Here is a 12,822-nt window from a genome sequence, read left to right as displayed (position 1 = left end):
TCGACACGGCACAATTGCGAATCCTTTACTGTCCCGCATGCCATGCCGTTCAATTTCCCGATTTTCCTGACGTGGGTACGGATCGTGCTGATTCCGCTCGTCGTCGGCGTGTTCTATCTGCCGGACACGGTGATGGGCGGCGCGCACCGCAATCTCGCGGCCGCGGCGATCTTCATCCTCGCCGCGTTGACCGACTGGTTCGACGGGTTTCTCGCGCGCAAGTGGAACCAGACGTCGTCGTTCGGCGCATTTCTCGATCCGGTGGCGGACAAGCTGATGGTGACGGCCGCGCTGCTGATCCTCGTGCAGATTTCACGGGTCGACGCGGCGATCGCGCTCGTGATCGTCGGCCGCGAGATCGCGATTTCGGCGCTGCGCGAGTGGATGGCGCAGATCGGCGCGTCGAAGAGCGTCGCGGTGAACCAGCTCGGCAAGTTCAAGACCGCGTGTCAGATGATCGCGATCCCGATGCTGCTGTTCTACGGTCCGCTGCCGTTCGGCATCGTGACGATCGACACGCGCGTGTGGGGCGAGTGGCTGATGTATCTCGCGGCGGTGCTGACGATCTGGTCGATGCTGTACTACATGAAGCTTGCGTGGCCGCAGATTCGCGAACGCGGTGGTGCGTGACCTGCGCCACGTGTTCGGCGGCGCAGGTTTTTGGAAAAAGGGCTGGAAAAGCCCTTGACATACGAATGTGCCTTGGACATAATCTCGCTTCTCCGCTGCACGGCGAAGTAGGTGTGACGGAGAAGCAGTAGCGCAACATGCGGGAGTAGCTCAGTTGGTAGAGCGCAACCTTGCCAAGGTTGAGGTCGCGAGTTCGAGACTCGTCTCCCGCTCCAGATTTTTCTGGCAGCGTGTTGCACGGCAAAGCGCTGCAGATGCAGGACAAATGCGGGAGTAGCTCAGTTGGTAGAGCGCAACCTTGCCAAGGTTGAGGTCGCGAGTTCGAGACTCGTCTCCCGCTCCAGGATTTTTCTGGCAGCGTGTTGTACGGCAAGGCGCTGCAAATGCAGGACAATGCGGGAGTAGCTCAGTTGGTAGAGCGCAACCTTGCCAAGGTTGAGGTCGCGAGTTCGAGACTCGTCTCCCGCTCCAAGTAATGGGGAAGCCACGCTTCCCTTTTTATTTGATGGACTGGTGGTCATCGAATAAAAATCTGTCGCTTGCCTTCACGGCATCCGGACAGCCCGCTTTTGGCGCGATAGCAAAGCGGTTATGCAGCGGCCTGCAAAGCCGTTTAGGCCGGTTCGACTCCGGCTCGCGCCTCCAAGTAAGAAGAGAAAAAGCCCTGAGAAATCAGGGCTTTTTCTTTTTTCTGCTCCGCTTTCATTCTTATAAGAGTGTCGCCTGGAGTGGTGCAAAGTCGCCTCTAACCACTCAACAAACACGCGTAGCCACGCCTAAGTCGGCTCTTTGGCCGTATAGGCTCGCGTCCGCGCATGGCGACCAAGCGATTACGACCCTCCGGAACGTGGGAATACATCATCCGACGTTCGAAGCTCCTCCCAAAGCCACTTTCCCTGACGTTCCAATCAGAAGAAGAGGGTGACGCGTATGTCGCTCGCCTTGAGCAGCTGCTCGACGCTGGCATCGTGCCAACGGTGTTGTGCCAGCTCGATGGGGTACATCTTGCGAAGTAGGCAAGTGGCTGTATTCGACAGACGTCACCTTGCAAGAAGGTCCGCTTGAAGCATGGTATCTGACATGTTTCGCACGAAGTCCGCGATGACGTTGCGAGTTTGAAACAAACCAGTCGATTCGCACGACGGCGTTTTTTTCGCATATGCCTGACGTGTCGTTGCAGCGGACATTTGCTCCACATGGCACGTCGTTTGCATTGTCGTATGCGGAAATCGGAAGGCTCCGGGCATCGTATGTGACTTCGGCGCCGCGTAGCGAATCGACTCGTCGGGGGACGGCTAAATGAAGTCGAACAGGAGGGGCGGGCAGCTTGCGCGTACCGATCCGCAGCACGATCGTGATGGCAAGCGGCTGCTTGATCTCGGCGGTCGATCTGGAACGTGCATCCGCCGGGAATCGTCCGGGGCGTTGTTGCATCGTGCCAGCCGTGATTTCCCGGTGGCCAAAGCTCGCTCCGGCTAGCATCCTGCCACCGTCCCGATGCCGCTCATCATGACCGCACGTTCCCGCATTCGTACGACAGCCTGGCTTGGCATTTTCGCCATATGGCTCGTCGTCATTGCGCCGATCGTGAGTCATGGGCTGGTATCCCACGATCGGAATGCGCCAGTCGCGTCGATCTGCTCGGCCGACGGGCAGCCTGACGTAAACAACGCACCTGCGGCAGACCATTTCGCTGCTTGCGGTTATTGCGATCTGCTCGCGCATCATACGCCTGCACCTTCCCCCTCCTTGTCGCAATGGCTGGAGGTTCCAAGCTCTGCCGTCGCAGTCCCCCCAGCTTCGCTCCCGTTCGTCTTTCGGGATATCTCCAGGGCGGGCCGTCCCCGGGATTCGCCGTTCTACCTCTGACGTAGTCCCCCAGCCGTTGATCCGGACAGGCTCCTCCGCATCGCGCGAAACGCCTGCGGCTGCGAGCCGGCAATCGGGACATTCGCACCGTGCGTCCGCAACGCTGCGGACTGCTCGCGTGCGTGCACACGACATGAGAGAGGAACGACATGCGAATCGAATCGAAGAAAGCCGTCGACGCGGCATTGGCTACGCTCGCCTGCTTGACTGGCCTGACCCTACCCGTTGCCGCCCACGCTTGCGCGACCTGTGGCTGCTCGCTGAGCACGGATGCCGCGACGGGTTATTCGGCGATGCCGGGCTGGCGTATCAGCCTGGATTACACCTTCATTCCGCAGAACCAGTTGCGTAACGGAACGCGTGCGGTTTCGCCCGCCGTACCGGCGGCGATTAATGCGGCGGGCGGCAGTCAGGAGGTCGAGCACCAGACGATCAACCGCTACTGGAATCTGGGCATCAACTACAGCCCGAACCCCAAGTGGAACTTCAGCGCGATCGTGCCGTTCGTCGATCGCGGCCACTCGACATTCGGGAATGCCACACCGGACCAGCTCACACCCGACAATTTGAGTGGCGTCACGAGCAAGGGGCTGGGCGACGTCAAGCTGATCGCCAGCTATCAGGGCTTCCTGCCGACCCGCAATCTCGGCGTGCAGCTGGGAGTCAAGCTGCCGACTGGAAAGTACGGTGGCCAGAATGTGCTGACGGGCGCTACCGTCGGGCGCAGCCCGGTGTTCTTCTCGTCAGGCCCGAACAGCACGAACGGACAGACGCTTGATACGAGCCTGCAGCCTGGCACCGGCAGTACCGATCTGATCGTCGGTGGCTACTACTACCAGCCGATCAGCCAGAACTTCGACGCGTTTATCAACGGCCAATTTCAGGCTGCAGTAATCGAGAATCTTCGCGGCCTCGGCGAAGACTTCCGGCCCGGCAACCAGGCGACGGTCAGTATCGGCCTGCGCTACGAGGCGAACCCGAAGATCGTCCCGCAGCTCCAGATCAACGTGACCCGAAAGGGCTCGGACCAAGGCGCGCTCGCCGACACCGGCAACACGGCCGGCACGGTCGTTTATCTGTCGCCCGGCGTGACGGTGAACGTCGTGACGAACCTGAACGTTTATGCGTTCGTCCAGAAGGCACTGTATAGCCGGCTTAGCGGCTATCAGCTGTTTCCGCGCTGGTCGGGCACGGTGGGGGCGAGCTATGCATTCTGACGGTTTCGGCGTTGACCACTCGCGGTGCGCTGGGCGTGGCCGGTCGAGGCGCAACTGGCTGCGCATGGTCGGTGGTCTTGCACTGGGCGCCAGCGTCAGCGGATGGCTGCCGGCGGCGCAGGCCAGCAGTCTGACAGTTGGCCGTCCCGCACCCGGCCTCGTCCTGCACACGCTTGACGGACAAAGCATCGCCAGCGAGGACTTGCGGGGCAATGTGGTCATCCTGACCTTCTGGGCCACATGGTGTGAGCCCTGCCGGACCGAACTGCCGCTGTTGTCCGCGTATGCCGCACGCCACGCGGCGAACGGTTTGCGGGTGCTCGGCTTCAGCCTCGACGGGCCGGACAATCTTGCTGAGGTGCGGCAGGTGGCGGCCAATCTGAGCTTTCCGGTGGGCCTGCTGGGCAGTGCATATGCTGGAGGCTACGGGCGCATGTGGCGGATTCCGGTGAGCTTTACGATCGACCGGAACGGGTTCCTTGTCGACAACGGCTGGGATGATTCGCAACCGTCTTGGACCGCCGAGCGCCTCGAGCGTATCGTTACGCCGCTCTTCCGAAGATAGAGTCGGTATCGATCACTTTGTAAAGTGGCCCCCTATGCATGCGACGGGACGCTTTCTTGTTTGGAATTGCACTGGTGGGGGATAGATCGCAAATGGCAGCGCTGTGGGCGTAAGCGCAGTCGGCAATGACAACGTGCTCGTACAGTTCGCAAACGGGCGGCGCAACTCGCGACGTGCGTTCGGTTCCAGCGATAGGACCACAGCGGGGCCGCGCATTGGCTTGACCGATAATCAGGTCGTGCCACATCCCGACGTAGTGTTCGAGTTGCCGCCATTCCCGCTCGCCGGCCGATTTCGGCAACACGTCGGTTTGCCGCAGCGCGCCCTGCAGGCGCCTGAATTCCCGATACGCGTCGTCCACCAGCCGCCGGCATGCTTCGATGGCGCGCTCGAGCGACCATTCGCGTTCGCGCTCCTGAACCATCACGAAATTGTGCACTTCGCCCAAGTGCTTTTCCCGTTCGTATGAAAAGACGTCGTTGACCGGAAACACCGTGTCGATGCTGGGTCGCATAACCGCCGTACCGCCGTACCGCCGTACCGCGGGATGCGGGATGCGGGATGCGGGATGCGGGATGCGGGATGCGCGATGCGCGATGCGCGATGACGCGCGGCGCCATTTCATAACCGCAGGCCGCTTCCAGGCGGTCGATCAGCACCCGGGCGCCGACCGACTCCCTGCGCGGCTCCCGGGATGAATCACGCGAGCCCGGATGAATGACGCGGGGCGACGGTCGAGGGCCGCGACGCCGCTTAGCCATCCACCGGCTGTGCCGGCGTGTCGAGCTTCAGCTGATAGAACGCCGCATCGAGCCAGCGCCCGAACTTGAAGCCCGCTTCCGCAATCGTGCCCGCATGCACGAAACCCAGCTTCGTATGCAGCGCGATGCTCCCGGCATTGGTTGCATCGATGCAGCCGACCACCACGTGTACTCCCGCTTCCCGCGCGCGCCGGACCACTTCGCGCAGCAGCACCTCGCCGAGCCCGCGGCCGCGCTGGTCGCGATGCACGTACACGCTGTGCTCGACCGTGTACTTGTAGGCGGGAAACGCGCGGAACGTGCCCCAGCTCGCGAAGCCGAGCAGCGTGCCGGACGCATCGACCGCGCCGATGACCGGGAAGCCGCCCGCGCGCTTCGCCGCGAACCACGCGGCCATCGCTTCCGGCGGACGCGGCTGGTAGTCGTACAGCGCGGTCGAGTTCGCGATCGCGTCGTTCAGGATCTCGAGGATGGCCGCTGCATGCTCGGCCTCGCTGCAATCGATCAGGCGCACGTCGTCGCGCTGTTTCGGGGAGTTCATACGGGCACCTTCCTGTTGGCTTTAAACCGGTTGCGCACACGACGTGCGCATCACGTGCTCCGCACGCCGGCGGCGGATGCATCGCAGATCACGACGACATAGCGCGCGGCATGCGACGACGGATTGCTGAAAATCAGCGGCTGGTCGAGCCGCATGGCCAGACAGTCGCCTTCGCGAAGTTCGTGAAGCGCATCGCCGAACGTGACGTCGACGCGGCCGCTGATGATCCACACCTGCTGATGCAGCGCGCTTTCGCGTCCGCCGCTGTCGTACGCGACGCGCGCGCCAGGCGGGAAGTCGACCTCGACGAGCTGGATCGGCGACGGCCAGCCGGCCGGGGAGAGGTTGCGCCGCACATAGCCGGACGCCGGATCGCGCCATTCGGCCTGCTGCGCGCGCCGTGCCAGCGGCTGCGCGGGCGCGTCGTCCTGGTCGCCGCCGAACAGGCCGGCCAGCGACACGCCGAGACCGGCCGCGAGCTTGTCGAGCACGACGGCCGTGGGGCTGGCCGATGCGCGTTCGATGAGCGAGATCATCGAACGGCTGACGCCCGAGCGCGCGGCCAGCGCGTCGAGCGTGTAGCCTCGGACGGTGCGCAGGTCGCGCACGCGCCGGGCGATGCGTTCGTTGATGCCGTCGTCGGCAGCGGCGGGTGCTGATTCTTTCATGATGGATTTATTTTCCAGCAAACTGGAATTCAATGTCAACGACGTTTGTCGTGGCGGCCCAAGAGGGCGACGGCATCCGAACGGCTTGCCCGTCGCGCGCGCACAGCGTAATATACGAAACAGCTACGTTTCGTTTAATTGGGGATATATGGGCATCATCAAGATTTCCGAGCACATGCACGAGCGGCTGCGCTCGACCAGCACGGCGCTGAGCCGCTCGATCAATGCGCAGGCCGAACACTGGCTGCGCGTCGGGATGCTGGCGGAACTCAACCCGGCGCTGTCCTACGGCGACATCTGCCGGATGTTGATCGAGGCCGAAGCACGCGGCGGCGATGGGGCGCCGGCGGAACCGGTCGCGCACGGCATCGAGCAGGTGGCGTAATGGCGAAGCGCGAAATCCCGATCCGCGGCAACGCAGAAATCGCCAAGTCGCGCGAAGCCGCGAAGCTGGCGTCGCAGGTGCTGACGATGATCACCGAGCATGTGAAGCCCGGCGTGTCCACTGACGAGCTGGACGCGCGCTGCCGCGAATACATCGTCGACGTGCTTGGCGCGATTCCCGCGAACATCGGCTACCACGGCTATCCGAAGACGCTGTGCACGTCGGTCAACCATGTGGTCTGTCACGGCATTCCGACGTCGCGGCCGATGCGCGACGGCGACATCGTGAACCTCGACATCGCGGTGATCAAGGACGGCTGGTTCGGCGATACGAGCCGCATGTATTTCGTCGGCGAACCGAACGAACTCGCGCGGCGTCTCGTCGCGGCGACCTATGAGGCGATGCACGCGGGCATCCGCGCGGTTCGTCCGGGCGCGACGCTCGGCGACGTCGGCTATGCGATCCAGCAGGTCGCGCATCGTGAAGGGTTCAGCGTGGTTCGCGAGTACTGCGGGCACGGCATCGGCGATGTCTATCACGACGAGCCGCAGGTGCTGCACTACGGCCGCCCGGGCACTGGCGTTCCGCTGCGTCCGGGGATGATCTTCACGATCGAGCCGATGCTCAACGCGGGCAAGCGCGACACGCGCGTGCTGGCGGACGGCTGGACGGTCGTCACGAAGGACCATTCGCTGTCCGCGCAATGGGAGCACATGGTCGTGGTGACGGAAACAGGCTTCGAGGTGCTGACCGAAGACGCGCAGCCGCAGGCGGTCGCGGCGCTTTCCGGCACGCACGCCGCCTGATGCCTGCCGTGCGCCGCGCACGGCGGCGCAGCGGCGCAATGGATCGGGCCCCGTCGTGGGGCCCATTTCGTTCGAGGTCGCGCGGTGCGATTCACACGCGATCGCGGCGACCGGCTCCGGGGTGCCTGAACGCTACGTAGCCGCGGCTCAACCGCGTGCCTTCTGCCATGCGTGTTCGACGAACACGCGGCACAGCGCTTCCATGCCCTGGCGGTCTTCGTCATCGAAGCGCGCGGCGACCGGGCTGTCGACGTCCCACACGCCGATCAGCGTGCCGTCGCCGGCCACCAGCGGCACGACGATTTCCGATTCCGATGCCGCGTCGCACGCGATATGACCGGGGAAGTCGTGCACGTCGCGCACGACCTGCGTCTCGCGCGTCTGTGCGGCGGTGCCGCACACGCCCTTGCCGAGCGCGATCCGCACGCACGCGGGCTTGCCCTGGAACGGCCCGACCACGAGTTCCGACCCGTCGAAGAAGTAGAAGCCGGCCCAGTTGAGACGGTCGAGCGAGTGATAGACGAGCGCGGCGAAGTTCGCCGCGTTCGCGGTCAGGTCGCGTTCGGACTCGACGAGCGCGCGCGCCTGTTTGACGAGCGTCGCGTATTGATCGGCCTTGGAGGCATTGGGGTCGTTGGACAGCGTGAACATGGCGGGAAGGCGATAGGGGTTGCGAAAATGCGCGATGCGCGTACCGCAGTCTACGGCACGCGCACGCGGTCTGCAGCGCGCGATTCGCGTGCGATGCGGCGCGCTCAATCGGGCTCGAGCCCGGCAAACCGCTCCGCCAGGAAATCAAGCAGCGCCCGCACCGCGGGCAGCAGCCCCCGGCGCGACGCGAACACCGCGTGCACGATCTCGCGGCGCGGCGCCCAGTCCGGCAGCACGGTCGCCAGTTCGCCGCGCGCGACCTCATCGCGCACCATCATCGTCGGCAATTGCACGACGCCGATGCCCGCGACCGCCGCTGCACGCAGCGCGAGCATGCCGCCCGTCACGAAGCGCGGCTGGTGGTGGATTTCCGCGTGAGCGCCGTCGGGCCCGCGCAGCCGCCACACGTGCGCGGACTGTGGCACGCCGTGATCGAGGCTCGGCAGGCGCGCGAGATCGGCGGGAACCGCCGGCACGCCATGGTCGCGCAGCAGCGCGGGGCTCGCGACGAGGCACTGGCCGCGCTCGGCCAGCACGCGCAGCGCGAGATCGCTGTCTTCGAGCGGCGGCGGGCGCACGCGGATCGCGACGTCGAACCCTTCGCCGACGACGTCGACGCGCCGGTTGGTCGCTTCCAGATGAATCTCGACACGCGGGCACGCGGCCATGAACGCGGCGATCATCGTGCCGACCAGCGAATCGAGCAGCACGATCGGGCAGCTGACGCGCACTATGCCGCGCGGCTCCTCGTGCAGCAGCGCGATCGCCTCGTCGGCGGCATCGGCCTCGACGAGCATCGCGCGGCAATGCGCGTAATAGGTCTGGCCGACGTCGGTGACCGTGAAGCGGCGCGTCGAGCGCTGGATCAGCCGCATCCCGAGCCGCGCCTCGAGCAGCGCGATGCGGCGGCTCAGCTTCGATTTCGGCATGTCCAGCGCGCGCCCGGCCGGCGCGAAGCCGCCGTGTTCGACGACCTGCACGAAGTAGTAGAGATCGTTCAGATCCCGCGCTTTATCGTTCATGAAATGGAACGCTGAGTGCGATTCTGGCAGTCTACCGGATCGATCGTTCCACCTCTATATTCCTCTTCAGGATGCGAAACACGTGTTTCGCCGCAATTTGGAGAGGGTAATGAAGAAGATCCAGGGTGTGTACAGTGCGCCGCGCGGTCATTGGGTCGGCGACGGTTTTCCGGTGCGCTCGATGTTCAGCTACCAGTCTCACGGCACGCATCTGAGCCCGTTCCTGCTGCTCGATTACGCAGGCCCCGCGACGTTCGAGCCGGCTTCGGCGCCGCGCGGTGTCGGCCAGCATCCGCACCGCGGGTTCGAAACGGTGACGATCGTCTATGACGGCGAGGTCGCGCATCGCGACTCGACCGGCGCGGGCGGCGTGATCGGCCCGGGCGATGTGCAGTGGATGACGGCCGCGAGCGGGATCCTGCATGAGGAATTCCATTCGGAGGGGTTCACGAAGCGTGGCGGCCCGCTCGAGATGGTGCAGTTGTGGGTGAACCTGCCTGCCGCGGACAAGATGGGCGCGCCCGGCTACCAGACGCTGCTGAACGCGGACATCCCCGTGGTCGAGCTGCCGGACGGCGCGGGGCGTGCGCGGATCATCGCGGGCGAACTCGACGGGCGGCGCGGCCCGGCCCGCACGCACACGCCGATCGACGTGTGGGATGTGCGGCTCGTGGCAGGCGGCCATGCGCGGTTCCCGGTCGCTGAAGGGCGCACGCTCGCGGTGGTCGTGCTGGGCGGGACCGTGCAGGTGAACGGCGAGACGGTCGCCCGCGAAGCGCAGTTCGTGCAACTGGGTCGCGACGGCCGCGATGTCGAGATCGAAGCGAACGGCGACGCGAAGCTGCTGATCCTGAGCGGTGAGCCGATCGACGAGCCCGTCGTCGGTTACGGGCCGTTCGTGATGAACTCACAAGCGGAGATCCGTACCGCGATCGAGGACTTCAACAGCGGCCGCTTCGGCAAGATGCCGGCATGACGGACAGGCCCCGCGCAATGCGGGGCTTTTTTTGCGCGCGGACGGGCGTCGCGCGCCGCGTGCGCTTCGAGGCATAATCAACGGTTGCCGCGCGCCGGCCGGCGCGCCCGAATCAGGACCGTAAATGAACGTATCCGCATCCGCCGCATCCCCGAGCGCCGCCGATCTCGACTGGCGCTGGAAATCCTTCGACGCGCTGACGGCGCGCGAAATCTATTCGATCCTCGAAGCGCGCAGCGCCGTGTTCGTCGTCGAGCAGAACTGCGTGTATCGCGACATCGACGACGCGGACCAGGCCGCGTGGCACCTGGCCGCGTTCGATCCGGCCGGCCGTGTGGCCGGTTACCTGCGCGTGCTGCTGCCGGATGCGCAGAACACCGACGTCCGCATCGGCCGTGTGCTGACGACCGCCGCGTTTCGCGGTGCGGGCCTCGGCAACGGGCTGCTGTCGCGCGCGCTCGAGCATATCCGCGCGCAGTGGCCGGATACGCCGGTGAGCCTGCATGCGCAGGCCCACTTGCAGCGTTTTTACGGGGCATTCGGCTTCACGCCGAGTTCGGACGTGCACGACGAGGACGGCATCCCGCACGTGTGGATGAGCAGCGCGCGCGCGTGATGCGCCACGCGCCGCGCAGCGGTCAATGCGCGGCGTTCGCCACCGGCGGCTCGTCCGCGCGCTGCACGGCTCGTTCGCCGATCAGGCGGCCGCGCGCGGACAGCCGTAGCCAGTGCCGCAGAGCGATCAGCGCGCCGATCACGCTCATCATCGAGCCCGGAATCCACAGCAGCAGGCCGCCGATCTGCTGATCGCGCAGCGGGCTCAGCCACGTGAACGCGCGGCCGCAGATCGAATAGATCGGATACAGCTCGTGCGGCGTGAAGAAGATCAGCGCGCCGAGCGCGATCTGCGGCGGGATCGCCGCGACGACGATCAGGATCCGGCGGCCCGGCGACAGCCGCGCGGGCGGCGCGGGACGCGGATCGACGACGAGCCACCAGAACAGCAGCCCGTCGATCACCATGCTCCAGTTCATCACGCGATAGAGACGCCAGTCGAGCATCGCGATGAAGTGGATCGGCGACAGCAGCCAGAAATAGATCAGCCCGACGAACAGCACGACCGCGACGACCGGATGAAACACCACGTCGAGCGTCGCGCGCACGGGCGCCCAGGCGAGTGCGGGGCGCACGAAGCGCTGCCGCCAGCGAAACGGGATGCCGGCGCGAATCGCCGCGCCCGGGTAGGACAGCGCGATGAAGAACGGCCCGAGATGGTGCAGCACGAGGTGCTGCGCGCGGTGCAGGAAGAACTCGTGCTCGAAGAAATAGTCGAGCCGCGTATGCAGCGCGATGTAGAGCGCAGTCAGCCCGAACCAGAACGAGAACTGCCGCAGCGGCGACACCTTCGCCTTCTTCACGCCGCGCGCGAACAGCACGGCAGCCGCCAGCACCGCGATGACCACGGTCGGCGACGGTTCCCACGGATCGAGCCAGTACAGGAGGTTCATCGCGCGCGCATCACTTCGCCTGGGCCGGCGACTTCACGGCGAACGGCGCGTCGACCGTTTCACCGTCGGAGAATTTCAGGCGCAGGTGCACGGTGTCGCCGGGCTTGATCGCGTGCTTCGGCTCCTCGAGCATGAAGTGGTAGCCGCCCGGCGCGATGTCGACCTTGCCGCGCGCGGGGACCGTCAGCTTGTCGACCATTTCCATCTTCTGCGTCGAGCCGTTCGAGACGGTCTGGTGCAGCATCGCCATCCCGTAATCGGGACTGTCGACGTCGACGAGATCGACGGGCTTGTCGCCCGTGTTCACGAGCGTCACGTAGCCGCCCGCGGGCAGCTTGTTCGGCAGCCAGCGCACCCATGCGTTCTGCGCGGTGATCGCGCCGGCGGCATACGCGTGGGCGCCGGCGCACAGCGCGGCGAGGAGGGCGAACGCCTTGAGTGTCGTCTTCGTCTTCATGTCGGATTCAGGTAGGGGAGGCGGTGTCGATGATCCGGCGCACATCGGCGGCGATGGCGTCGGGCGAATCGCGGTCGGTCGCGAGCAGGCGCGCGCGGCCGGTCGCGTCGAAGATGTAGACGGCCGAGCTGTGCGTGACTTCGTAGCCGCCGGCCGGATCGCGTTTTTCCATCTGGTATGCGACGCGATAGCGCTTCGCGAGCGATTCGATCTGTCGGTCGGTGCCGGTCAGGCCGCGCGCATGCGCGGCGTCGAACGCGGCGACATACGATTGCATCGCCTGCGGCGTGTCGCGCGCGGGGTCGACCGAGACGAACAGGATGCGCACGTCGTTCGCCTGCGGGCCGAGCTTCGCGAGTACTTCCATCAGCCGCGCCAACGTTTCGGGGCAGACATCGGGGCAGTGCGTGTAGCCGAAGTAGACGAGCGCGATCTGGCCGTGGAACGCATCGGCGTCGACGGGATGGCCGTCGCCGCCCGTCAGCGTGAACGACAGGTCGGGCAGGTGGCCGGTGACGTTGGTCAGGTTCCAGCGCGGCTCGTCGTGCGTGCACGCGGCGAGCGCCACGGCGGCGGCGAGGGCCGCGGCCGTGCGGATGAAGCGGGAGGGGCGCCGGTGCGGCGCGGGACGGGCAGACGACATCCTGGGGCTCGATCGGACGAGAAATGGTGGCCGGCCGCGCGATGCCATGCGCCGCGCGGCAGGCGGTTGCGACTGTAGCGCAATTCGCGCGCCTGCGTCCGTTCGAAACCCTTACGGGGTGGG

16 protein-coding genes and 4 tRNA genes are annotated in these 12,822 nt (G+C 65.5%); 12 read left to right on the top strand and 8 right to left on the bottom strand.

All coding sequences use genetic code 11. The annotated features are described in order from the left end of the window. Window positions 1–42 precede the first annotated feature (42 nt). From pgsA to BFF94_RS26545, 8 genes are all read left to right on the top strand, one after another. Window positions 43–630 (top strand): CDP-diacylglycerol--glycerol-3-phosphate 3-phosphatidyltransferase, encoded by a 588-nt coding sequence (gene pgsA, locus BFF94_RS26580; protein ID WP_128842147.1) that lies wholly within the window; start codon window positions 43–45, stop codon window positions 628–630. A gap of 139 nt (window positions 631–769) precedes the next feature. Next, window positions 770–845: transfer RNA gene (locus BFF94_RS26575), tRNA-Gly, on the top strand. Window positions 846–897: 52 nt separating this feature from the next. Then, window positions 898–973, top strand: a tRNA-Gly gene (locus BFF94_RS26570). 52 nt (window positions 974–1,025) lie between these two features. Beyond that, window positions 1,026–1,101: transfer RNA gene (locus tag BFF94_RS26565), tRNA-Gly, on the top strand. A gap of 100 nt (window positions 1,102–1,201) precedes the next feature. Then, a tRNA-Cys gene (locus tag BFF94_RS26560) sits at window positions 1,202–1,275 on the top strand. Window positions 1,276–2,127: 852 nt separating this feature from the next. Beyond that, on the top strand, window positions 2,128–2,499 hold the full coding sequence (locus BFF94_RS38495; RefSeq protein WP_372454331.1) for a DUF2946 domain-containing protein: 372 nt from the start codon (window positions 2,128–2,130) through the stop codon (window positions 2,497–2,499). A gap of 149 nt (window positions 2,500–2,648) precedes the next feature. Continuing rightward, window positions 2,649–3,716 (top strand): transporter, encoded by a 1,068-nt coding sequence (locus BFF94_RS26550; protein WP_128842145.1) that lies wholly within the window; start codon window positions 2,649–2,651, stop codon window positions 3,714–3,716. Then, window positions 3,706–4,281, top strand: coding sequence for a TlpA disulfide reductase family protein (locus BFF94_RS26545; RefSeq protein ID WP_128842144.1), 576 nt, complete (start codon window positions 3,706–3,708; stop codon window positions 4,279–4,281). The genes BFF94_RS26550 and BFF94_RS26545 overlap by 11 nt, the downstream gene beginning before the upstream one ends. Here BFF94_RS26545 and BFF94_RS26540 read toward each other — a convergent pair. From BFF94_RS26540 to BFF94_RS26530, 3 genes are all read right to left on the bottom strand, one after another. After that, window positions 4,259–4,906 carry a terpene synthase family protein gene (locus BFF94_RS26540; RefSeq protein WP_128842143.1) on the bottom strand — a complete coding sequence of 216 codons (648 nt, stop codon included), beginning with the start codon at window positions 4,904–4,906 and terminating at the stop codon, window positions 4,259–4,261. The genes BFF94_RS26545 and BFF94_RS26540 overlap by 23 nt on opposite strands. A gap of 128 nt (window positions 4,907–5,034) precedes the next feature. Beyond that, window positions 5,035–5,583: a GNAT family N-acetyltransferase gene (locus BFF94_RS26535; protein WP_128842142.1), complete on the bottom strand. Its 549-nt coding sequence runs from the start codon at window positions 5,581–5,583 to the stop codon at window positions 5,035–5,037. Between the two features lie 50 nt (window positions 5,584–5,633). Then, window positions 5,634–6,251, bottom strand: a complete 618-nt coding sequence (locus tag BFF94_RS26530; protein WP_219140052.1) for a helix-turn-helix domain-containing protein — start codon at window positions 6,249–6,251, stop codon at window positions 5,634–5,636. A 148-nt stretch (window positions 6,252–6,399) separates the two neighbouring features. Between BFF94_RS26530 and BFF94_RS26525 the strand changes: the two genes are divergently transcribed. Both BFF94_RS26525 and map read left to right on the top strand, forming a co-directional pair. Beyond that, on the top strand, window positions 6,400–6,636 hold the full coding sequence (locus BFF94_RS26525; RefSeq protein ID WP_128842148.1) for a ParD-like family protein: 237 nt from the start codon (window positions 6,400–6,402) through the stop codon (window positions 6,634–6,636). Beyond that, window positions 6,636–7,442, top strand: a complete 807-nt coding sequence (gene map, locus BFF94_RS26520) for a type I methionyl aminopeptidase (protein ID WP_128842141.1) — start codon at window positions 6,636–6,638, stop codon at window positions 7,440–7,442. The genes BFF94_RS26525 and map overlap by 1 nt, the downstream gene beginning before the upstream one ends. 147 nt (window positions 7,443–7,589) lie before the next feature. Here the strand turns inward: map and msrC are convergent, their stop codons facing one another. After that, window positions 7,590–8,093, bottom strand: a complete 504-nt coding sequence (gene msrC / locus BFF94_RS26515; protein ID WP_128842140.1) for a free L-methionine (R)-S-oxide reductase MsrC — start codon at window positions 8,091–8,093, stop codon at window positions 7,590–7,592. A 104-nt stretch (window positions 8,094–8,197) separates the two neighbouring features. After that, a complete protein-coding gene (locus BFF94_RS26510) occupies window positions 8,198–9,115 on the bottom strand; it encodes a LysR family transcriptional regulator (RefSeq protein ID WP_128842139.1) in 918 nt (305 codons plus the stop codon). 109 nt (window positions 9,116–9,224) lie between these two features. Between BFF94_RS26510 and BFF94_RS26505 the strand changes: the two genes are divergently transcribed. Further along, window positions 9,225–10,091, top strand: coding sequence for a pirin family protein (locus BFF94_RS26505; protein ID WP_128842138.1), 867 nt, complete (start codon window positions 9,225–9,227; stop codon window positions 10,089–10,091). A gap of 124 nt (window positions 10,092–10,215) precedes the next feature. After that, complete coding sequence (locus BFF94_RS26500) at window positions 10,216–10,707, top strand: GNAT family N-acetyltransferase (RefSeq protein ID WP_128842137.1); 492 nt, start codon at window positions 10,216–10,218, stop codon at window positions 10,705–10,707. 22 nt (window positions 10,708–10,729) lie between these two features. On the opposite strand, the gene BFF94_RS26495 is transcribed toward BFF94_RS26500, so the two are convergent. From BFF94_RS26495 to BFF94_RS26485, 3 genes are read right to left on the bottom strand one after another with little or no spacing between them, the layout of a single operon-like run. Continuing rightward, window positions 10,730–11,599, bottom strand: a complete 870-nt coding sequence (locus tag BFF94_RS26495) for a cytochrome c oxidase assembly protein (RefSeq protein WP_128842136.1) — start codon at window positions 11,597–11,599, stop codon at window positions 10,730–10,732. Between the two features lie 10 nt (window positions 11,600–11,609). Beyond that, window positions 11,610–12,056: a copper chaperone PCu(A)C gene (locus BFF94_RS26490; protein ID WP_128842135.1), complete on the bottom strand. Its 447-nt coding sequence runs from the start codon at window positions 12,054–12,056 to the stop codon at window positions 11,610–11,612. Between the two features lie 7 nt (window positions 12,057–12,063). Further along, the gene (locus BFF94_RS26485) at window positions 12,064–12,699 is read right to left on the bottom strand and encodes an SCO family protein (RefSeq protein ID WP_128842134.1); all 636 of its coding nucleotides are present in this window, start codon (window positions 12,697–12,699) and stop codon (window positions 12,064–12,066) included. Window positions 12,700–12,822 lie beyond the last annotated feature (123 nt).

It is taken from the genome of Burkholderia catarinensis, from assembly GCF_001883705.2.
GTDB classification, from domain to species: Bacteria; Pseudomonadota; Gammaproteobacteria; order Burkholderiales; family Burkholderiaceae; genus Burkholderia; species Burkholderia catarinensis.
Note: the sequence above shows the minus strand (reverse complement) of the source record. Positions and strands in the feature narration are given on the sequence as shown.